The organism is Pantoea latae, assembly GCF_002077695.1.
Lineage (GTDB): Bacteria > Pseudomonadota > Gammaproteobacteria > Enterobacterales > Enterobacteriaceae > Pantoea > Pantoea latae.
In genome coordinates, this window is sequence record NZ_MWUE01000029.1 from 25,713 (window position 1) to 45,134 (window position 19,422).

19 protein-coding genes and 3 pseudogenes are annotated in these 19,422 nt (G+C 59.7%); 16 read left to right on the top strand and 6 right to left on the bottom strand.

The annotated features are described in order from the left end of the window. Positions 1-85: 85 nt before the first annotated feature. Positions 86-382 (bottom strand): hypothetical protein, encoded by a 297-nt coding sequence (locus tag B2J69_RS19385; RefSeq protein ID WP_081141322.1) that lies wholly within the window; start codon positions 380-382, stop codon positions 86-88. A 203-nt stretch (positions 383-585) separates the two neighbouring features. Here B2J69_RS19385 and B2J69_RS19390 point away from each other — a divergent pair, with 203 nt between their 5' ends. Next, on the top strand, positions 586-1,125 hold the full coding sequence (locus tag B2J69_RS19390) for a DUF2058 domain-containing protein (RefSeq protein WP_081141323.1): 540 nt from the start codon (positions 586-588) through the stop codon (positions 1,123-1,125). A gap of 17 nt (positions 1,126-1,142) precedes the next feature. Here B2J69_RS19390 and B2J69_RS19395 read toward each other — a convergent pair whose 3' ends face one another. Continuing rightward, complete coding sequence (locus B2J69_RS19395; RefSeq protein ID WP_081141324.1) at positions 1,143-1,841, bottom strand: RluA family pseudouridine synthase; 699 nt, start codon at positions 1,839-1,841, stop codon at positions 1,143-1,145. A gap of 154 nt (positions 1,842-1,995) precedes the next feature. Continuing rightward, complete coding sequence (locus B2J69_RS19400; protein WP_081141325.1) at positions 1,996-3,315, bottom strand: MFS transporter; 1,320 nt, start codon at positions 3,313-3,315, stop codon at positions 1,996-1,998. 410 nt (positions 3,316-3,725) lie between these two features. Between B2J69_RS19400 and B2J69_RS19405 the strand changes: the two genes are divergently transcribed. From B2J69_RS19405 to B2J69_RS19430, 6 genes and pseudogenes are all read left to right on the top strand, one after another. Next, a complete protein-coding gene (locus B2J69_RS19405) occupies positions 3,726-4,616 on the top strand; it encodes an oxidoreductase (protein ID WP_081141328.1) in 891 nt (296 codons plus the stop codon). Between the two features lie 228 nt (positions 4,617-4,844). Beyond that, entirely contained in the window at positions 4,845-5,534 is a 690-nt protein-coding gene (gene dgoR, locus B2J69_RS19410) for a D-galactonate utilization transcriptional regulator DgoR (protein ID WP_081141331.1), read from the top strand. Further along, positions 5,531-6,406, top strand: coding sequence for a 2-dehydro-3-deoxygalactonokinase (locus B2J69_RS19415; protein WP_081141334.1), 876 nt, complete (start codon positions 5,531-5,533; stop codon positions 6,404-6,406). The genes dgoR and B2J69_RS19415 overlap by 4 nt, the downstream gene beginning before the upstream one ends. Beyond that, positions 6,390-7,007, top strand: a complete 618-nt coding sequence (locus B2J69_RS19420) for a 2-dehydro-3-deoxy-6-phosphogalactonate aldolase (RefSeq protein ID WP_081141337.1) — start codon at positions 6,390-6,392, stop codon at positions 7,005-7,007. The genes B2J69_RS19415 and B2J69_RS19420 overlap by 17 nt, the downstream gene beginning before the upstream one ends. Continuing rightward, the gene (gene dgoD / locus B2J69_RS19425) at positions 7,004-8,152 is read left to right on the top strand and encodes a galactonate dehydratase (protein WP_081141339.1); all 1,149 of its coding nucleotides are present in this window, start codon (positions 7,004-7,006) and stop codon (positions 8,150-8,152) included. Before B2J69_RS19420 ends, dgoD begins: the two co-directional genes overlap by 4 nt. A 76-nt stretch (positions 8,153-8,228) precedes the next feature. Next, positions 8,229-9,619: pseudogene (locus B2J69_RS19430) on the top strand (MFS transporter). On the opposite strand, the pseudogene B2J69_RS19435 reads toward B2J69_RS19430, so the two are convergent. After that, a pseudogene (locus B2J69_RS19435) lies at positions 9,607-9,870 on the bottom strand (LysR substrate-binding domain-containing protein); the annotation flags it as partial. The pseudogenes B2J69_RS19430 and B2J69_RS19435 overlap by 13 nt on opposite strands. A 45-nt stretch (positions 9,871-9,915) precedes the next feature. Between B2J69_RS19435 and B2J69_RS19440 the strand changes: the two are divergent. Further along, a pseudogene (locus tag B2J69_RS19440) lies at positions 9,916-10,159 on the top strand (DUF1330 domain-containing protein). A 25-nt stretch (positions 10,160-10,184) separates the two neighbouring features. Here the strand turns inward: B2J69_RS19440 and B2J69_RS19445 are convergent. Continuing rightward, on the bottom strand, positions 10,185-11,612 hold the full coding sequence (locus B2J69_RS19445) for an alpha,alpha-trehalose-phosphate synthase (UDP-forming) (protein ID WP_081141384.1): 1,428 nt from the start codon (positions 11,610-11,612) through the stop codon (positions 10,185-10,187). Between the two features lie 391 nt (positions 11,613-12,003). On the opposite strand from B2J69_RS19445, the gene B2J69_RS19450 reads away from it, so the two are divergent. The 8 genes from B2J69_RS19450 to B2J69_RS19485 all read left to right on the top strand — a co-directional run bounded on the left by B2J69_RS19450 (position 12,004) and on the right by B2J69_RS19485 (position 18,807). Then, positions 12,004-12,963: a LysR family transcriptional regulator gene (locus B2J69_RS19450; RefSeq protein WP_081141348.1), complete on the top strand. Its 960-nt coding sequence runs from the start codon at positions 12,004-12,006 to the stop codon at positions 12,961-12,963. 293 nt (positions 12,964-13,256) lie between these two features. After that, positions 13,257-14,711, top strand: a complete 1,455-nt coding sequence (locus B2J69_RS19455) for an NAD(P)-binding domain-containing protein (RefSeq protein ID WP_081141351.1) — start codon at positions 13,257-13,259, stop codon at positions 14,709-14,711. Continuing rightward, positions 14,708-15,190 (top strand): carboxymuconolactone decarboxylase family protein, encoded by a 483-nt coding sequence (locus tag B2J69_RS19460; RefSeq protein WP_081141354.1) that lies wholly within the window; start codon positions 14,708-14,710, stop codon positions 15,188-15,190. The genes B2J69_RS19455 and B2J69_RS19460 overlap by 4 nt, the downstream gene beginning before the upstream one ends. After that, positions 15,187-15,753, top strand: a complete 567-nt coding sequence (locus tag B2J69_RS19465) for a peroxidase-related enzyme (protein ID WP_081141357.1) — start codon at positions 15,187-15,189, stop codon at positions 15,751-15,753. Before B2J69_RS19460 ends, B2J69_RS19465 begins: the two co-directional genes overlap by 4 nt. A gap of 9 nt (positions 15,754-15,762) precedes the next feature. Beyond that, positions 15,763-16,500, top strand: a complete 738-nt coding sequence (locus B2J69_RS19470; protein ID WP_081141360.1) for an amino acid ABC transporter ATP-binding protein — start codon at positions 15,763-15,765, stop codon at positions 16,498-16,500. 20 nt (positions 16,501-16,520) lie between these two features. Further along, positions 16,521-17,336, top strand: a complete 816-nt coding sequence (locus tag B2J69_RS19475) for a transporter substrate-binding domain-containing protein (protein WP_081141363.1) — start codon at positions 16,521-16,523, stop codon at positions 17,334-17,336. Positions 17,337-17,411: 75 nt separating this feature from the next. After that, complete coding sequence (locus B2J69_RS19480) at positions 17,412-18,098, top strand: amino acid ABC transporter permease (protein ID WP_201789483.1); 687 nt, start codon at positions 17,412-17,414, stop codon at positions 18,096-18,098. A gap of 16 nt (positions 18,099-18,114) precedes the next feature. After that, positions 18,115-18,807, top strand: coding sequence for an amino acid ABC transporter permease (locus B2J69_RS19485; RefSeq protein WP_081141369.1), 693 nt, complete (start codon positions 18,115-18,117; stop codon positions 18,805-18,807). Positions 18,808-19,005: 198 nt separating this feature from the next. Here B2J69_RS19485 and B2J69_RS24125 read toward each other — a convergent pair. Continuing rightward, a partial coding sequence (locus tag B2J69_RS24125; protein ID WP_158083445.1) for a hypothetical protein occupies positions 19,006-19,422 on the bottom strand: 417 nt, incomplete at its 5' end.

The following is a 19,422-nucleotide window of genomic DNA, read 5'->3' on the forward strand; positions in this document are numbered from 1 at the left end:
GGGCCAGACAGGCGTATTGTGGCAAAAGAATTATGCCTGCAAACCGCGGAGCAGAGATAATAAAAACCCACTTTCGCAGGTTTATTCAGGCCTGGTGATCGTTACGCCACTCTTCAACCTGCTGTTTAGAGATCTCTTTTTTGTAGCACACCGGCGCATAGCCCCCTTGCTTGCTCCACGCGCTGCGCCGCCCACAGCTGCTGCCATTGCGCGCTGAGTTAAACGGGCAGGCGCAAACGCCCGGATATGAGGCGACTGAGTCATCGATAATGCGCTGGCGGATTTGGTCATCTGTCTGCTGCGGCGTTTTGGCGTCTGACGCGTCGAACCAGAGCAGACTGATGCCCATAACCAGTGAAACGGCAATAGTACGTTTGTCCATTATCCCTCCTGAGGTAAGAGGGATAACGTAACGCTGTTGGGCAGACGGTAATCGCGCGAAAAAGCAGCGATTAATGCGTATTTAACCCGCGTCTGGCCTGGCGCCCTCTCTCTGTCAGTTCTGCTCAGCCGGAAGCAACCCGCTACAGCAGCGTGAATTAGCGGTATACTGCTGCAAATTTTTCAACGGGCTTAGACAGAGAGATGACAAAACTTACCTTACAAGAGCAGATGCTAAAAGCGGGCCTGGTCACCAGCAAGAAACTGGATAAGGTGCAGCGAACGGCGAAAAAATCGCGCGTGCAGGCGCGCGAAGCGCGGCAGGCGGTGGAAGAAAATAAAAAAGCGCAGCTCGAACGCGACAAGCAGCTCAATGAGCAGCAGAAGCTGGCGGTGTTATCGAAAGAGTATAAGGCTCAGGTCAAGCAGCTGATTGAGATGAACCGGATCGACATCGCCAGAGGCAATATCGGTTTTAACTTTACCGACAATAACCTGATTAAAAAAATCATGGTGGATAAGACCACTCAGGCGCAGCTGATCAGCGGTCGCCTCGCTATTGCACGCCTCGCGGCGGAAAACGGCGGCGAGAGTCAGTACGCGATCATTCCCGCCAGCGTGGCGGATAAAATTGCCCAGCGCGATGCAGACTCCATAGTGTTGAACAGCGCCCTGAGCGAAGAAGCGCAGGACGAAGACGATCCCTACGCCGACTTCAAAGTGCCCGACGATCTGATGTGGTAAGGCGTGTTACCGCCGCTTTAAAACGGGCTGGCGTGACGGATGGCGATGCGCTCTGCGCTGACGGGATGCACAAACTGCAGCTCGCTGGCGTGCAGCATCAGCCGCGGCGCCTGCTCCGTGCCGGGCAGCAGACGACCGCCATACAGATCGCAGCCTAAAATCGGATGCCCCAGCAGCTGACAGTGAATGCGCAGCTGATGGGTGCGTCCGGTCTCCGGGGTCAGCGCGACGCGCGTTAACGGCAGCATCGGCCCCGCTTCCTGCGCCTGATAAAAACGCTCAACCACACGATAGCGAGAACGTGCCGGTTTGCCATGCTGCGCGCAGATCGTCATGCGCGGAAACAGCATGGGATCTTTGGCGATGGCCGCCTCGATCACCCCTTCATCCGCCTCCAGATGCCCACAGAGCAGCGCGCTGTAGCCTTTGGTGACGCTGCGCTGGCTGAATTGCTGGCACAGCGCGGCGTTAATCGCCTTATTGCGGGCAATCACCATCAGCCCGGAGGTGCCAAAATCAAGGCGATGCACCAGCGTGCAGCCGGGGAAAAAGCGCGCCAGCCGATAATGCACCGAATCGAGATTAAGCGGATTTTTCCCCGACAGGCTCAGCAGCCCGGCGGGTTTATTGATCACCAGCAGATGGTCGTCCTGATAGAGCGTCTCTATCTGTTCAGAGCACAGCGGAGCAATAAAGGTATCAATAAGCGTAGACATCGGGCTGCCGGATAGAAAAAGAGCGCGGAGTGTAGCGGATTTTACCCACGCTGGCGAACCCGTCGACTGGCGGTTATCTGCCGCAGCGATAACCGCCATGCCTTTTCACGGCTGCCGTCAGCCGAACGCCTCACCCTTCACCGAGGCGATTGCGCTACAGGTTTTGCGCCTGGCCCTCTACCACCGCCGCACGCTTTATCCGGCTGGCGCAGAAGATCGCCAGCAGCGAAATCGCGACGGTGACCAGCAGATAGGCGGCGACCGGCGTCCAGTCACCGTCATATTTCGCCAGCAGCCCGGTGGCGATCAGCGGCGCCGTGCCGCCCGCCAGCGCCGCGCCCAGCTGATAGCCCAGCGTGATGCCGGTATAGCGCACATTAGCGCTAAAAATCTCCGAGCAGAGCGTGCCGAGCACGGCGGTAATCGGCGCCCAGAGAATGCCGAAGGCGATCAGCGTTGCCAGCATAATGCCCCATGTCGTGCCGGTGTTGAGCAGTAAAAACCAGGGCACGATAAACAGGCCAAGCGCAAAGACGCTGACCGCGTACATGCGCTGACGACCGATTTTGTCGGAGAGTAATCCCATCAGCGGGATCATCAGGGTAGCGACCAGCGCAGCCAGCGTCACCGCCTCCAGCGCCTGCGACTTTTGATAGCGCAGCGTCGTGGTGGCATAGCTCACAACAAAGGTAGAGAAAATATAGAACGGCGCGGTTTCCACCACCTTCAGCCCGGCGGCGATCAGCACCTCGCGCCAGTGGTGTGTTAACGTGTCACGCAGCGGCGTTTTCGCCAGCTGCCCCGCCTGCTTAACCTGTTTAAACTCCGGCGTTTCGTCGATATCTTTACGGATCCACAGCCCCAGCAGCACCAGCACCGAACTCAGCAGAAAAGGAATACGCCAGCCCCACGCGAGAAACGCCTCATCGCTGAGCAGCGTCATCAGCGAGACGATAAACGTCGCCATCAGCATGCCGATAGTGACGCCCGCCTGCGGGATGCTGCCGAAAAAGCCTTTGCGCTTTTCGGGCGCATATTCATAGGCCAGCAGCAGTGCGCCGCCCCACTCTCCGCCAATGCCGATCCCCTGGATCACGCGCATTAAAATCAGCAAAACAGGCGCCCACATGCCAATCATCTGATAAGTGGGCAACAGGCCGATCAGCACCGTTGCGCCGCCCATTAGCGACAGCGTCAGCACCAGGGTTTTCTTGCGCCCGATGCGGTCGCCGATATGGGCGAAGATCACGCCGCCGATGGGACGAATAAAGAACGTCAGCGAAAAAGAGAGATAGGCGAGGATCAGCCCGATAACCGGATCGACCATTGGGAAAAAGAGTTTATTGAACACCAGTGCAGCGGCGGTGCCATAGAGAAAGTAGTCGAACCATTCAATCGCGCTTCCCGTCAGACTCGCGATCAACACCTTCCTGTTTTTACGTAATACCACCATGCTGCTTTCCTGTTGCGTCATAGCTTTTGACCCTCTCAGCTGATTAATTACGCAGGTTTCACCCACTCGGAATCGGGTGCAACCTTAATGTTAAAAAGGTTGTTAATTTGTAAATGAACTTATTTGAGGACGTTACAAATAACAAGGTTGCGGTGCCGCCAACTGGTCAGATCACGCTCAATTTATCGGCATAAAACCCTCCTCATCAGCCAGTTAATGGCGAAAAACAGGGTCTAATGCCTTTTCTGTGGCGGGTTATTCAGGTGCAACCCGGCGTTTTTTGGATGTTTCTGGTTTTTTCACTTTCATGACGAGGGCATCGAACCCGCTCCCGATTTTCTGCATTCGTGCGTAGCCTGTCTTTTATCCGGCAATCCACTTATCGTGTCAGGAGCGTTGTTCCCTGAATAATCCACCCAGGAGATCGCATCATGTCAGACTATCCCAGCATTGCGCTGCTTGGCCCAGGCGCTATCGGCACCACCATCGCGGCCGCGCTGCATGAAGCGGGCCGCACGCCGCGCCTGTGCGGACGCAGCGCGCATGCGCAACTGGTGCTGCGTCACGATGAAGGTGAAATTGTGGTGCCAGGCCCGGTGTTAACCGACCCGACGGCGATCGCGCATCCGGTCGATCTGCTGTTTGTTGCGGTGAAAACGACGCAGGTGGCGGATAGCGCCAGCTGGCTCGCCAGGCTGTGCGATGAAAATACGCTGGTGTGCGCGTTACAAAACGGCGTTGAGCAGCAAGCCCAGCTGGCGCCCTACGTTAATGGCGCCACGGTGCTGCCTTCGGTGGTGTGGTTTCCGGCCCAGCGTGAGCCAGACGCCTCTGTCTGGCTACGCGCCAGCCCGCGCCTGACACTGCCCGATCTGCCGCAGGCGGCGCGCGTGGTTGAGGCGCTGAGCGGCACGCGCTGCGCGGTGGCGTTGTCAGCTGATTTTCCCTCTATTGCCTGGCGTAAACTGCTGCAAAACGCGGTCGCGGGGCTAATGGTGCTGGCGAATCGCCGCGCCGGCATCTTCTCACGCGACGATATCACCACGCTGGCGCTGGCCTACCTGCGCGAGTGCCTGAGCGTCGCGCGCGCAGCGGGCGCGCTGCTTGAAGATAAGGTGGCGCAGGAGATTGTTGAGGCTTTTCATCAGGCGCCTGCGGATCTGGGCACCTCTATCCTCGCCGATCGCCAGGCTAACCGGCCGCTGGAGTGGGAGATCCGCAACGGCGTCATACAGCGTTATGGCCGCGACCATGGCATCGCAACGCCCATTAGCGATGTGGTGGTGCCGCTGCTGGCGGCGGGAAGCGAAGGGCCTGGCTAACGCCCTTCCGCAGGAATTTCTCTCTTAAACATCCCTTTGCGCTACGTACGGCGAATGCCGCCGCCTGAAAGGTGATTTTGTGATCCACATTGTAGTACAACTAATATTTATCGTACTACAATGGCACCGCACTGCATCAGTTTACCTCTCACGTTGTACTTCAAAGACGAGGTAAAACCAGGCGCACAGGGTAAAGTAGAGGCGAGCCATCATGCACAAGGAGCCTCTATGACCCTCAACAAAACCGATCGCATCGTTATCACGCTGGGTAAACAAATTGTCAGCGGGAAATATCTTCCCGGCGCGGCGTTGCCGGCGGAAACCGAGCTGTGCGACGAGTTCGACACCTCACGCAATATCATTCGTGAAGTGTTCCGATCGCTCACCGCGAAGCGGCTGATTGAAATTAAGCGTTATCACGGCGCCTTCGTGACGCTGCGCGGTCAGTGGAATTATCTGGATTCGGATGTGCTGCAGTGGGTGCTGGAGCAGGATGACGACCCGCGCCTGATTGCAGCGATGAGCGAAGTGCGCAACCTGGTAGAGCCGGTTATCGCCCGCTGGGCGGCGGAACGCGCCACCTCGCAGGACCTGGCGCAGATTGAGGCGGCGCTGAACGACATGATCGCCCACAACCAAAACCGGGAAGCCTTTAACGAAGCGGATATTCGCTATCACGAGGCGGTATTGCGATCGGTGCATAACCCGGTGCTGGAGCAGCTAAGCGTGGCGATTAGCTCGCTGCAGCGCGCCGTCTTCGAGCGCAGCTGGAAAGGCGACGCGGCCAATATGCCGAAAACGCTCAGCGAACATAAAGCATTGTTCGACGCCATACGGCTGCAAAACGGCGACGCGGCAGAGCAGGCGGCGTACACCATGATTGCCAGCGCGACACACAGATTAAAGGAGATTACATGACATCTCGCTACATCGCCGTTGACTGGGGCTCAACCAACCTGCGCGCCTGGCTGATCGAGCAGGATCGCTGTCAGGCGAGCAGGCAGTCAGAGGCGGGTGTCACCCGGCTAAACGGAAAATCGCCGCAGTCGGTGCTCGCGGAGATCACGCACGGCTGGCGCGACAGCGCGACGCCGGTGGTGATGGCCGGGATGGTGGGCAGCAACGTGGGCTGGAAAAACGTGCCCTATCTGACGCTGCCTGTTCGCCTGGACACGATAGGCGAGCAGCTGACGCCGGTCGACGACAACGTTCTGATCGTGCCAGGCCTGTGCGTGCGCCGGGAGGAGAACCACAACGTGATGCGCGGCGAAGAGACGCAGCTGATCGGCGCGCTGGCGCTGGCGCCCGCTTCTCTCTATGTGATGCCGGGCACCCACTGCAAATGGGTGCAGGCCGACAGCGCGCACATTGTCGATTTTCACACAGTAATGACCGGCGAACTTCACGCCGTGCTGCTGCGCCACTCGCTGATTGGCGCCGGTTTACCTGAGCAGCAGCCGTCGCCGGCCGCCTTTAGCGCGGGGCTTGCGCGCGGTCTGGCGACGCCGGCGCTGCTGCCAGAGCTTTTTACCGTTCGCGCCGCGCACATTTTGGGCAGCCTGGCGCCTGAAGCGGTCAGCGAATTTTTATCCGGTTTGCTGATCGGCGCCGAGGTCGCCACGATGCGCGAACGCTTTAGCCCGCAGCCCATCACCCTCGTCGGCGGAGAGGCGCTGACGAACCGCTATCAACAGGCGCTGGCCGCCGTCGGCTATCAGGCGACGGTGTTAGCTGGCGACACCGCTTTTCAGGCTGGAATAAGGAGCATCGTGAATGCAATGGCCAACTGAACTCCCCCTTGTCGCCATCCTGCGCGGGGTCACGCCCGATGAGGTACTGGCGCACGTCGGCGCCGTTATCGAGGCGGGCTTCGACGCAGTGGAGATCCCGCTGAACTCGCCGCAGTGGGAAGAGAGCATCCCGCTGATCCTGCAAACCTTTGGTGACAGGGCGCTAACTGGCGCCGGAACGGTGCTGAAAATCGAGCAGGTCGACAGGCTGGCGGAGATGGGCAGCAAGCTTGTTGTCACACCGAATATCCAGCCCGCGCTGATCCGCCACGCCGTCAGCCTCGGCATGTTCGTCTGTCCTGGCTGCGCAACGGCCAGCGAAGCCTTTAACGCGCTGGAGGCGGGCGCGCAGGCGCTGAAAATTTTCCCCTCCTCCGCGTTCGGTCCCGGCTATATCAAGGCGCTGAAAGCGGTGCTGCCCGGTGATGTGCCGGTGCTGGCGGTGGGCGGCGTCACGCCGGAGAATCTGGCGCAATGGATTGAGGCAGGCTGCGCCGGCGCCGGGCTCGGCAGCGATCTCTATCGCGCTGGCCAGCCCGTGGCGCGCACCGCGCAGCAGGCGGCGGCATTTGTTCAGGCATATCGAGAGGCAGTGAAATGAAAATAACCCGACTCACCACGTACCGTTTACCCCCGCGCTGGATGTTTCTCAAAATCGAGACCGACGAAGGAGTGGTTGGCTGGGGAGAGCCCGTGATTGAGGGACGCGCGCGCACCGTTGAAACCGCCGTGCACGAACTCGGCGACTACCTGACTGGTCAGGATCCGGCGCGCATCAACGACCTGTGGCAGGTGATGTATCGCGCCGGTTTTTACCGCGGCGGCCCGATCCTGATGAGCGCCATCGCCGGCATCGATCAGGCATTGTGGGATATCAAAGGCAAGGTGCTGGGCGCGCCGGTCTGGCAGCTGATGGGCGGGCTGGTGCGCGACAAAATTAAAGCCTACAGCTGGGTCGGCGGCGATCGCCCGGCGGAGGTTATCAACGGCATCGCCAGCTTGCGGGCGATCGGCTTCGACACCTTCAAGCTCAACGGCTGCGAAGAGCTGGGCGTGATTGACGACTCGCGTAAAATCGACGCGGCGGTCAATACCGTGGCGCAAATCCGCGATGCGTTCGGCTATGACATCGAGTTCGGCCTCGACTTTCACGGTCGCGTCAGCGCGCCGATGGCGAAAATTTTAATTAAGGAGCTTGAGCCCTATCGACCGCTGTTTATCGAGGAGCCGGTGCTGGCGGAGCAGGCTGAATACTATCCTCGCCTGGCGGCGCAGACCCCTGTTCCTATCGCGGCGGGCGAGCGCATGTTTTCGCGCTTTGAGTTCAAGCGCGTGCTGGAGGCGGGCGGACTGGCGATTCTGCAGCCCGATCTGTCGCACGCTGGCGGCATCACCGAATGCGTGAAAATCGCCGCTATGGCGGAAGCGTACGACGTCGCCCTTGCGCCGCACTGCCCGCTCGGCCCGATCGCCCTCGCCGCCTGTCTCCACGTCGATTTCGTCTCGCGCAACGCGGTGTTCCAGGAGCAGAGCATGGGCATTCATTACAATCAGGGCGCTGAGCTGCTCGACTTCGTCAAAAATAAAGCGGATTTCAGCATGGAAGGCGGCTTCTTTAAACCCCTGATGAAACCGGGTCTCGGCGTGGAGATCGACGAAGAGCAGGTTATTGAGCGCAGTAAACAGGCGCCTGACTGGCGTAATCCGCTGTGGCGGCATGCGGACGGATCCGTCGCGGAGTGGTGATTTCCGCAACGTAGCACCGCACCTCCAGTCGTTTTAAACATACATAAAAAAACACACCCTCTGTAACTCACAGGGCATGGTGAGCGGCTTCGCTATGCCCAAAATCCAGGAAATATGGCGATGAATATTTCATTGACTGATGCGAAACCCGGGCGTCGTCGTTATTTGACGCTGTTGATGATCTTTATTACCGTCGTGATTTGCTATGTAGACCGCGCGAATCTGGCGGTGGCCTCTGCCCATATTCAGCGCGATTTCGGCATCACCAAAGCGGAAATGGGCTATGTCTTTTCCGCGTTCGCCTGGCTTTATACTCTGTGCCAGATCCCAGGCGGCTGGTTTCTCGATCGCGTCGGTTCGCGTCTCACCTATTTCAGCGCCATTCTGGGCTGGTCGGTGGCGACTCTGCTGCAGGGTTTTGCCACCGGGCTGATCTCGCTGATCGGCCTGCGGGCCATCACAGGCATTTTCGAGGCGCCCGCCTTTCCCACCAATAACCGCATGGTCACCAGCTGGTTCCCGGAGCAGGAGCGCGCCTCCGCCGTGGGGTTCTTCACCTCCGGTCAGTTTGTCGGCCTGGCCTTTTTGACGCCGCTGCTCATCTGGATCCAGGAGCTGCTGAGCTGGCACTGGGTGTTTATCATCACCGGCGCCACTGGCATTCTCTGGTCCTTTATCTGGTTTAAGGTTTATCAGCCGCCGCGCCTGACCAAAGGCATCACCCAGGCCGAACTGAATTATATTCAACAGGGCGGCGGCCTGATTGACGGCGATGCGCCCGTCGCCAGCGCGGCGCGTCAGCCGCTGAGCAAGGCGGACTGGAAACAGGTGTTTCATCGCAAGCTGCTGGGCGTCTATATCGGCCAGTTCGCCGTCACCTCGACGCTGTGGTTCTTTCTCACCTGGTTTCCCAATTACCTGACACAGGAAAAAGGCATCACCGCGCTGAAGGCGGGATTTATGACCACGGTGCCGTTTCTCGCCGCCTTTTTTGGCGTGCTGCTCTCTGGCTGGCTGGCGGACAGGCTGGTGAAGCGCGGCTACTCCCTCGGCGCGGCGCGTAAAACGCCGATTATCTGCGGGCTGCTGATCTCCACCTGCATTATGGGCGCCAACTACACTGACGACCCGGTCTGGATCATGGCGCTGATGGCGCTGGCCTTCTTCGGCAATGGGTTCGCCTCGATCACCTGGTCGCTGGTGTCGTCGCTGGCGCCGATGCGCCTGATTGGCCTCACCGGCGGCGTGTTTAATTTCGTCGGCGGGCTGGGCGGCATCACCGTTCCACTGGTGGTTGGCTATCTGGCGCAGGATTACGGCTTTGGCCCGGCGTTGATCTATATCGCCGCGGTGGCGCTGATCGGCGCGCTCTCCTATCTCCTGCTGGTGGGCGAGGTCAAACGCATCGCCGAGCCTGAAGCAAGCCGGAACAGTTTGCGCACGTTAAAGCGCCATCAGTCAAAATAGGGCTTCAGCAGCGTTACCGTCCAGTGCATAAAGGCTCTGACGCGCGGCGACAGGCTACGCCGATGCGCCACCACGAAACTGGCGGTCAGCGCGGCGGGACGCAGTTCCGGCAGCACCTCCACCAGCGCGCCGGCGGCAAGATGCGGCGCCAGCGCAGAGTAGCCCGCCTGAATTAAGCCCATCCTCGCCAGCCCGGCCTCATGATAAGTCTGCACGCTATTCACCTTCATCATGCCTGGCAACATCAGGGTTTAGTGGTTTTGCACCCCACCTGTAAACCACTGAAGGAGATCATCATGACGACAAAAGGTTATTTAATCGCTCACGTTACCGTGTCGGACGCAGCGGCTTACGCTGAATAGGCTCGCGCAGCCGCAGAGGCGATGCAAGCATTCGACCCAGAGATCGTCGCCTGGTCCGGGCAATATGAAAAGCTGGAAGGCGAAGCGTTTCTATGAAAGTCCAGCCTGTCAGGCCGCGCGCCAACTGCGCGAGGCGGCGGCTACCGGCACTTTCGTGCTGGTGGAAGGCAGCAACTGATTCCTCGCGCCGCGCGGACGCGTCGCTAGTAGCGGATGCGTCCGTAGCGTCCCGTGACCCGCGCGCCGCTCTCCTGCAGCGCCAGGCTATCTTGTTCCGCATCCTCCGTGAGGCTGGCGAGCATGCTGTCGGCCCACCAGTGACAGTCGAGGCGGCGAATGCCTTTCATCAGCCTGGCGTGGCGGTTCTGACGCTCTTGCAGCGGCAGCCGCAGCGCGGTATGAATGGCGTCGGCAATCGCATCGGGATCGTAGGGATTGACGATAAGCGCGCCGTCCATATGCTCCGAAGCGCCCGCGAACTGCGACAGGATCAGCACGCCAGGATTGCTGCGATCCTGAAGCGCCACATACATTTTCGCCATCAGGCTCATGCCTGCCATCAGCGGCGTCACCAGCGCAACGCGCGCGGCGCGGTAGATGCCCGCCTGCTCCTCGCGGCTGTAGGCGTGCGTCAGGCAGCTGACCGGATACCAGCCAAACCTGCCGTGCACGCCGTTGAGTTCGCCGCACAGGCTCTCCAGATGCTGGGCCACCTCTTGCGCGCGGGGAAGGTAGCCGGCATCCGGCGCGGCCAGCTGCAGCAGGCGAATCTCCCCTTCATGCTCGGGATGCGCGCGCAGCAGCACTTCCAGCGCGCTAAGGCGATACGGCAGCCCAGCGCTGCTGTCCAGATGGCCGCCGCTGAGCAGCGTCTGCTCCGGCAGCGTTTCGCGGCACTGCTGTTCCGTCTGGCGGCAGCTGTTGCTCTCTTTCAGATACGCCACGTCCTCAAGGTCGATCCCCACCGGAAAGACGCCGGTAGTGATGACGCGGCCCTGAATGCGCAGCGTGGTGGCGCTGAGGCGCTCGAGGCGATATTCGCTCTCTATCCACAGCAGGAAATTGTTCATATCCTGCAGGGTCTGAAAACCGATCAGATCGCAGCAGAGCAGCGATTCCGCCAGCCACTGCCAGTCGGGGATCGCCTCAAACCCCTGGCCGGACGGAAACGGCTGGTGAAAGAAAAAACCGATGCGGTTAAGCAGCCCCGCTTCGCGCACCAGGCTGATACAGGGGATGAGATGGTAATCCTGGATCCACAGCACATCGTCCGGCATCGCATACTCTGTGATGGCCCGGGCATAGGCCTCGTTGATCTTCCTGTAGTGGCGGCGGCCGTTGGCGCCAAAGCGCGCCAGATCCGGGCGCTGATGGAAAACTGGCCAGAGTCCCTGATGCACGTAGCCGTGATACCCCTCTTCCAGCTCCTGCTGCGTCAGCGGAAACGTCAGGGTGTCGAACCGGCTTCCGTGGCGGAATGAGAGCGCGCGCGGCGTATCGGGCGCCAGCGTGTCGCATTGCCCGTTCCAGCTGATCCATAGCCCGCCGCGGCGCGACAGGATACTTTCATACAGCGCCGCAAGCGTGGAGCGCCGCGCGTAATTGTGTGACACCAAAATTAAGCCTGACATACGATGATCCTTAGAGGTTTCCGGCTGCGGTGAGTCGAGCAGATAAAAGGGATGACGCAGTAAAAACTGCATGCAGCCGCTCACAGAGGTGGCCATCGGCGCTGCTGCGCCGCCTGTTCCGTTCTGCTGCTGAAAAAACGCAAATGCGCTACATCGATGCTTTTCATTGGAGGTTTCCTCTTGAGCAGGCGCTGACGAGGATTCAATCATCAGGCGTGTAAAAAAGGTGTATTAATGCGCGAGGCGGGAATAAAAATGGCGTAAAGGGCGATATTTTTGATTTTGCTCAGGTTTCACAGCGCACAGTGGCGCATTCGCGCGACTCTCACTATGATGGCGTTTTCCCGCCATCTGGTTGGGACCGCTTAAAGACTCAGGAAAACACCTTGCGATGACCCTTTTAAACGACCTGGATTTGCGCCAGCTGGAAGCGTTTTCAGCGGTAATCGCCGCGGGCAGCGTGACGGCGGCGGCCAAAGCGCTTAATCGCTCGCAGCCGGTGGTGTCACGCCAGATTCAGGAGCTGGAGCAGTCGCTCGGTTATCCGCTATTTATCCGCAACGGCCCGCGTATTCATCCTTCTGAACAGGCGCTGCAGCTGCATCAGTACGTGCAAAAGGCGCTGCTGTCACTGCAGCAGATCCGGCTGCGCGCGCAGGAGATCGCCCACCAGCAGCACCGGCCGCTCAGTATCGCCGCCACGCCCGCGCTGGCCGCCGGTCTGCTGCCACAAGCGCTCGCCGCGCTCAATTTGCAGAACAAAGTGCAGATCATCAGCGAATCCGCCGAGCAGACCGCGCACGCGGTGATCACCGCCGAAGCCGATCTGGGGTTGTGCAGCCTGCCGCTGGAGCATCACGCCGTCGCGCTGCACTGGATCGGCCAGTCCCGCTGCGTCGTGGCGCTGCCGCAGAGTGACGAACTGGCAGCGCAGACGCAGCTGTCGCTCAGCCAGCTGGCGGGACGCCGGCTGATTGCGCCCTGGAGTCCGCAGCGGCTGCGCGGGCGTTATGACAAAGCGCTTAAAAAGGTCAAAGCGCCGCTGCTGGAAACCATTGAAACCAACTCGTCGGCCAATATTCTCGGCTGCGTGCGCGCCGGGCTGGGCGTGGCGATACTGGAGCCGGTGACCGCCTGGGGCATGCCGCTGGAAGGGGTGGCGATTCGCCCGCTGGAAGAGGAGATCCCCTACTATTTCGGCGTCATTACGCCGCAGGGCCGCCAGCTCTCCGCCGCCGCACTGGCGCTGGTCGAGGCGCTGGCAAACGCCGCCGCCGATCTGCTTCCCGGCTTTATGCGTCTCCCTGCCAGCGATCATCCGCAGGTGATGCGCGCCATTAATCAGGCGTAATCCGCGCGGTCTTTTTGGCCGCGCTTCCGCTAGATCATCCCCTGACCAAAAAAACCGTTTTATATCAATTGATATATCAATTCCTGCATAACATATAAGAAATCCATTGGTACAAAGCCGAGCGCGGCAATTGACTCTTTTTCAGTCGCAGAGGAATATGCGAAATCTTGACGCTTACTATGCAAAATATCGATTAGTAGCGTTCTAGTATGCAATTTTCGGATAGTAAAACGGCGCTAACTGCTGGCATGTATCAGGTTTCGCCCCTACGCCGCTGACAAAAGGAAAGAGCGATGACACAGACTGCTGACGGCCTTGCCGCGCTGGAAGCCCAGCTGCAGCAGGATCTGGAATACCTTGAACTGCCCGCCAAACCCTGGGTGCCGGCGCGCACCTTCCACGGCGAGCCGGTGCGCGACGTGGTGGTGATTGGCGCAGGCATGTGCGGTCTGGCGGCGCTGGCTAAACTGCGGCTGACCGGCATCAGCAACGTGGTCGCCTATGATGCCGCGCCTGCTGGTCTGGAGGGGCCGTGGGTCACCTTCGCGCGCATGGAGACGCTGCGCTCGCCGAAAAGTCTGCAGGGTCCGGCGCTCGGCCTGGCGCCGCTCACCTTCCGCGCCTGGTTTACCGCGCAGCATGGCAACGCCGCGTGGCAGGCGCTGGACAAAATTCCCAAAGATCAGTGGATGGATTATCTGATCTGGTATCGCAAGGCGCTGAACCTGCCGGTTGAGAACGGCGTGCGCGTCACCCGCATTGCGCAGGCGGACGCGCTGATCGCGCTCGACCTGAGCGGCGCGGAAACCGGCCGCGTCTATACCCGGCGGCTGGTGCTGGCGACCGGGCGCTCCGGCCTGGGCGGCTTCGCCGTGCCCGATTTTCTCCACAACGTCGATCGCCGCTTCTGGGCGCACTCCGCCGATACGATCGATTTCGACGCGCTGCGCGGCAAGCGCGTGGCGGTCATCGGCGCAGGCGCGTCGTCGATGGATAACGCCGCCACCGCGCTGGAGCACGGCGCGGCGGAGGTGGATCTGCTGATCCGCCGTAAGGCGATGCCGCGCATCAACAAAATGACCGGCATCGGCAGTCCGGGCGTGGTACAGGGCATGCACCAGCTGCTGGACGCCTGGAAATGGAAATTTGTCGACTACGCGGCGACGACGCAAACGCCGCCGCCGCGCGCCTCCACGCTGCGCGTATCCCGTCACGCCAACGCGCGCTTTCTGCTGGACTGCGGCATCAACGCCGTGCGGCAGCAGGAGGATGGCCTGCTGATCGACACCACACAAGGCACGCTGCGCTACGACTATCTGATTGCCGCCACCGGCTTCAGCAATAACTTTCACGGCCGCCCGGAATTCGCCGCTCTTGCGCCGCACATTCGTAGCTGGGCCGATGGCCGTTATCAGCCCGCGATGGGTCCGGCGCGCCAGAGCATGCTGGAAGCGCCCGATCTCGGCCCGGCGTTTGAATTCCGCGAACGCACCCCTGGCGCCTGCTCGATGCTGGCGCATATTCACTGCTTCAACGATGCCGCAATGCTGACCCACGGCAAGGTTTCCGGCGATATTCCGGCGGTTAGCGCCGGCGCCGATCGCCTGGTGCGCGGCATCACCGCCTCGCTGTTTAGCGAAGACGTCGAGCAGCACTACGCCAGCCTGCAGGCCTACGCTATCCCTGAGCTGCAGGGCGATGAGTGGGTGGACGCCACCCCATTACTGAAACAGGAGAACGCGCAATGAGCGACGCGATTGATCGAGCCGCAGGGCTGACGCCGCAGGAGGCGCTCTACAGGACGCGCCGCTTGCGTCCGGAATTTGTGGACGGCGCGGAACAGTGCCGCGCGTCGGTGCTGACACCTGCGGATGACCAGGGCCTGGCCGCTGAGCTGCGTCTGGCGCTGGCGCTGCGGATGGCGAAGCTGAACCAGGACGCCGCGCTGCAGCACGACTATCAGACGCAGCTGGCGCGCTATCAGCCCGCGGCCACGCTGCTGGCGCTGGCGGAAGGCGCGCAGCCTGCGGACGAACCGCTGGCGACCCTTGCGCGCCACACCGATTTAATTACCCAGCAGCCGACGCAGGCCACCGAACAGCATATTCGCCTGCTGGAACAGGCCGGGCTCACGGCGCCGCAAATCGTTGCGCTGTCGGAGCTGATCGCTTTTGTTAACTTCCAGACGCGCGTGGCGGCTGGCTTACGTTTACTGAGGTCCGCATGATCCCGTCGGTCAGTCTCAAGCCGTTACACTGGCACCCCTATATTGCGCCGGTCGAGGTGGACGCCGCGACGCCCGCGCAGCTGGACGCCATGAAGGTGACGCCCTCAAATAAAAAAATCTCAGAGTATGTGCGTACGCTGGTGCACGATCCCGAAAGCTACGTGGCGCGCACCGCGCTGTTCAACGCCATTATGTATGTCGAAGGCGGTCTGAATCGCGCCGATCGCGAGCTGGGCGCGCTGGGCGCATCGATCGTCAACGGCTGCAAATACTGCGCGGTGGTGCATGCGCGCCGCCACGTTCAGCTGGCGGAGAACGACGCGGCGGTGAGCGCCATCTATTTTGACCGCGCCGATGCGCTGGGGGCGCGCGACGCGGCAATCTACCGTTTTGCACGCCGCCTGTCGGTGACGCCGTCAGAGGCGACGCCGGACGACGTCGCAGCGCTGCGCGCGGTGGGGATGAACGAGGCGGAGATCGTCGATCTGATCCACGCGATCGCCATTTTTGGCTGGGCCAACCGTCTGATGCATGTGCTCGGCCATGCTGACCAGAACAAGTAGAGTGACGCCATGTTAGAACTCAACAATATTACGCTCGCCTACGGCAACAATCCGATCCTGAAAGGGGTCGATCTGTCGGTGAAACGCGGCGACGTGGTGTCGATTATCGGCCCCAGCGGCACCGGGAAAACCACGCTGCTGCGCTGCATCAACTATCTGGCGAAACCCGCCTCAGGCACCATTCAGCTCGATCAGATCCGCATGGATTACCAGACGCCGGATAAAGCGGCAATTCAGGCGATTCGTCTGCGCACAGCCATGGTGTTCCAGCAGTTCAACGTGTTCAAAAACATGACGGTGCTGGAGAACGTGATGGATCCGCTGATAGTGATCCAGCGCAAAAGCAAACAGCAGGCGCGCGATATTGCCCTGGAGGAGCTGGACCGCGTAGGCCTCGGCGCCAAACGCGATCACTATCCGTCGCAGCTCTCTGGCGGTCAGCTGCAGCGCACCGGCATTGCGCGCGCGCTGGCGGTGCGCCCGGACGTGATGCTGTTCGACGAACCCACCTCCTCGCTCGATCCCGAGCTGGTCGGCGAGGTGCTGAAGGTGATTAAAGATGTCACCTCTTCCGGCATTACGTCGCTGCTGGTGACGCATGAGATGCAGTTCGCTAAAAGCGTCTCAAATCGTATCGTCTTTATGGATCAGGGCGTGGTGGCCGCGCAGGGCAGCCCGTCTGAGATTTTCGACCGTCCCACCCTGCCGCGCCTTGCCCAGTTCCTCAATACAGAACGCGTCTTCTAATAATTAAAGGAAACCAAGACATGCCTGCACTTAAAACCACCTTACGTCGTCTGGCCGCGCCAGGCATCATCGCCCTCGCGCTGGTCAGCGGCAGCAGCTTCGCCGACGCGGTGCGCACCATTAAAATCGCCACCGCAGCGGAGTCCAAACCGCTGTCGTGGGGCGCCATCGGCCACGAGCCGCAGGGCTACGAGCCGGACGTGCTGAAGGCGATCAACGCTAAGCTGCCGCAGTACAAATTTGTGATGGAAGGCGCGGCGGATATCGCGCAGGAAACCGGCCTCGCCACCGGTAAATACGATATGGCCACCGGCGGTTATTACAAAGCGCCTGCGCGCAGCAAGCAGTTCCTAATCCCGGACGCGCCGATTGGTGCCAGCCTGATGAAGATCTACAGCCGCAGCGACAGCAATATCAACGGCATGAAAGATCTGGTGGGCAAAAATATCGTGCCCGTCACCGCAGGCGGCGGCGTCTATAAATTTGTTACCCAGTGGCAGCAGGAGAACCCGAACGACAAAGTCTCTGTTAAAGCTTCCAGCGCTGGCGTGCCCTATCCCGACCGCCTGAAAGAGGTGCAGAACGGCAAATATGACGCGCTGATCCTGCCTTCCAACCTCGGCGAGCAGACCGTTATCGACAACCAGAAGCTGGCGATCAAAGCCAGCGAGCCGGTGGCGATCAATAACACCTATGTGCTGATCCACCGTTCCGCTGAAAATCAGGCGCTGAGCAGCGACGTCAACAACGCGCTGCAGCAGCTAAAGGCTGACGGCACGCTGGATAAGCTGGCGCAGAAGTGGTTCGGCGAAGACGTCACGAAGTACATGAAGTAACGGATGCGGCGCCGTGTGATGCACGGCGCAGGCTGTCCCTATTAGCTGGAGTGTTTCACCGTGAATCTTTCCGCAATGATCCCCGAGCTGCTGTCAGCGCTGCCGCTGACGCTCGGCATAATGCTGGTCGCCATGCTGGTGGGCTTTGTGCTGGCGCTGATCGCCACCCTGTTCCGCGTGCGGCGCATTCCCGTGCTCAGCCAGCTGGCCGATCTCTACGTTTCCTACGCGCGCAGCGTGCCGGTGGTGCTGCAGCTGTTCGTCGCCTTCTACGGCCTGCCGCTTATCAGCGATAACCTCGGCATGAGCGATTTTTTCACCGCCAACGTGGCGGCAATGATTGGTCTCAGCCTTTATCACGGCGGCTATTTGTCTGAGGTGATGCGTCCGGCGTTTCTCGCCGTCGAACGCGGCCAGCACGATGCCGCTGACAGCATGGGCTACAGCTTCCGCCATAAGATGCTGCGCATCGTCGGCCCGCAGGCGCTGCATTTCGCCCTGCCCGGCTATGGCAACGCCATTATCTACCTGATCCATAACGTGGCGCTGGTGATGTATATCGGCGCGGCGGATGTCATGGCGACCGCGCATCTGATCATGGAGCGCGACTATAACCAGTATCAGTTCGGCACCTATCTGGTGCTGGCGGTGATCTATTCGCTGCTGTGCCTGGTGGCATGGCTGATTGTGCGTTTCTTTGAGCGGCGCCACGCAAAGTACAGCGCGAAAGCGCCACGCGTGAAGCTGAACGTCAGCGTCTGAGCGAGGGAGAAAGAGCATGTTTGACAGTGAAGTGTTGCTGCCGGATTTCTGGAGCATTCTCGACGCGGTGCCGGTGACGCTGCTGATGGCAGTGACGGTATTTATCTGCTCGACGCTGCTTGGCGGCCTGTTCGCCTTTATTGAGCATCGCCGCTATCCGCTGCTGCGCCAGCTGGTGATTGCCTACAAGATTGCCTTCAAGGGCGTGCCGATGGTGGTGGTGATCTTCCTCGCCTACTACGGTCTGCCGCCCGCGGTGCATTTCGTCGCCACGCTGGCGGGCGTAGCAGTCAATGCGCACTCGTTGCCGAACTGGGTGATTATCATCGTGGCGCTCAGCGCCTGCGTAGCCGCTTTTCAGGCCGAAGTGTGGAAAGGCGCGCTCAACTCATTCGACAGCGGTCAGTCGGACGCCGCGCTGTCGCTCGGCTACAGCGGCGGCCAGCTGTTCCGCCGCGTCATGTTCCCCCAGATTATCGTGGCGGCAATCCCGGATCTGGCGAATGCGTTTATGGTAATTATGAAAGCGCTGTCGCTGGCGTTCGCCATTGAGGTAGTCGATATTTTTGCCCAGGCCCAGCTTACCGCGGCGCTCAATTTCTATTATCTGGAAGCCTTCCTGATTGCGGTGGTGTTTTATATGGTGATCGCCTATGTGGTCACTAAAATCGCCGATAAGATTGAAGCGATGCTGCGGGTACGGACCTGAGTCGAGGAATAGCGTGATATAACGGCAGCCCGGTGGGGCTGCCGTTTTTATTAACTGAATGCAAAAAAGAAAGTGTACCTTCAGGCAAAAATCAATTGCAGAGTGAGCTTAGCCAATGACAATCTATAATAGTTCACAAAAGGCCGTGACTCTCCGCCTCAGAATGTTACCTGCTGTTGCCGGGTCGTTATTAAAGACTTAAAACTGAATTTCTGTCAAAGATACATCAGTCAAATCTGCGTAAGCCTCTTCAGGTTCAAAAGTATTCGGCATCACAACCGTTATGACATCAAGATACTCATCGCTTTCATTATCAATCTCAACGGAATACTCTTCAAAAAACCCTATACTGGTGACCCGCGCCGTGTCGTTGGGTTTACTTAGCCTTCTGCTACCCACATAAACTTCCAGTAAAGAGTGACTTACCCTTGCCTGACATGAAAATGTATATTTTTTGTTTTTATCAATATTAATTCGTTGATAAATCAGATGAGCATTGGCATAAAGTCTCGCAAAATTAATGCTACCTTCACTCAAAACCTTAACAGTTCCCTCGTCAACATTCCAGCTATCAAGGCCGTTAGTGAAATCACCATTAATAACTTTATTCATATA

What these genes read in the sequence shown, in the direction of transcription:
- B2J69_RS19480 (WP_201789483.1), top strand. Translation starts at nt 17,412, where the DNA reads ATGATCCCCGAGCTGCTGTCAGCGCTGCCGCTGACGCTCGGCATAATG.
- B2J69_RS19405 (WP_081141328.1), top strand. Translation starts at nt 3,726, where the DNA reads ATGTCAGACTATCCCAGCATTGCGCTGCTTGGCCCAGGCGCTATCGGC.
- B2J69_RS19470 (WP_081141360.1), top strand. Translation starts at nt 15,763, where the DNA reads ATGTTAGAACTCAACAATATTACGCTCGCCTACGGCAACAATCCGATC.
- dgoD (WP_081141339.1), top strand. Translation starts at nt 7,004, where the DNA reads ATGAAAATAACCCGACTCACCACGTACCGTTTACCCCCGCGCTGGATG.
- B2J69_RS19420 (WP_081141337.1), top strand. Translation starts at nt 6,390, where the DNA reads ATGCAATGGCCAACTGAACTCCCCCTTGTCGCCATCCTGCGCGGGGTC.
- B2J69_RS19415 (WP_081141334.1), top strand. Translation starts at nt 5,531, where the DNA reads ATGACATCTCGCTACATCGCCGTTGACTGGGGCTCAACCAACCTGCGC.
- B2J69_RS19400 (WP_081141325.1), bottom strand. Translation starts at nt 3,315, where the DNA reads ATGACGCAACAGGAAAGCAGCATGGTGGTATTACGTAAAAACAGGAAG.
- B2J69_RS19460 (WP_081141354.1), top strand. Translation starts at nt 14,708, where the DNA reads ATGAGCGACGCGATTGATCGAGCCGCAGGGCTGACGCCGCAGGAGGCG.
- B2J69_RS19385 (WP_081141322.1), bottom strand. Translation starts at nt 382, where the DNA reads ATGGACAAACGTACTATTGCCGTTTCACTGGTTATGGGCATCAGTCTG.
- dgoR (WP_081141331.1), top strand. Translation starts at nt 4,845, where the DNA reads ATGACCCTCAACAAAACCGATCGCATCGTTATCACGCTGGGTAAACAA.
- B2J69_RS19475 (WP_081141363.1), top strand. Translation starts at nt 16,521, where the DNA reads ATGCCTGCACTTAAAACCACCTTACGTCGTCTGGCCGCGCCAGGCATC.
- B2J69_RS19445 (WP_081141384.1), bottom strand. Translation starts at nt 11,612, where the DNA reads ATGTCAGGCTTAATTTTGGTGTCACACAATTACGCGCGGCGCTCCACG.
- B2J69_RS19465 (WP_081141357.1), top strand. Translation starts at nt 15,187, where the DNA reads ATGATCCCGTCGGTCAGTCTCAAGCCGTTACACTGGCACCCCTATATT.
- B2J69_RS19455 (WP_081141351.1), top strand. Translation starts at nt 13,257, where the DNA reads ATGACACAGACTGCTGACGGCCTTGCCGCGCTGGAAGCCCAGCTGCAG.
- B2J69_RS19395 (WP_081141324.1), bottom strand. Translation starts at nt 1,841, where the DNA reads ATGTCTACGCTTATTGATACCTTTATTGCTCCGCTGTGCTCTGAACAG.
- B2J69_RS19390 (WP_081141323.1), top strand. Translation starts at nt 586, where the DNA reads ATGACAAAACTTACCTTACAAGAGCAGATGCTAAAAGCGGGCCTGGTC.
- B2J69_RS19450 (WP_081141348.1), top strand. Translation starts at nt 12,004, where the DNA reads ATGACCCTTTTAAACGACCTGGATTTGCGCCAGCTGGAAGCGTTTTCA.
- B2J69_RS19485 (WP_081141369.1), top strand. Translation starts at nt 18,115, where the DNA reads ATGTTTGACAGTGAAGTGTTGCTGCCGGATTTCTGGAGCATTCTCGAC.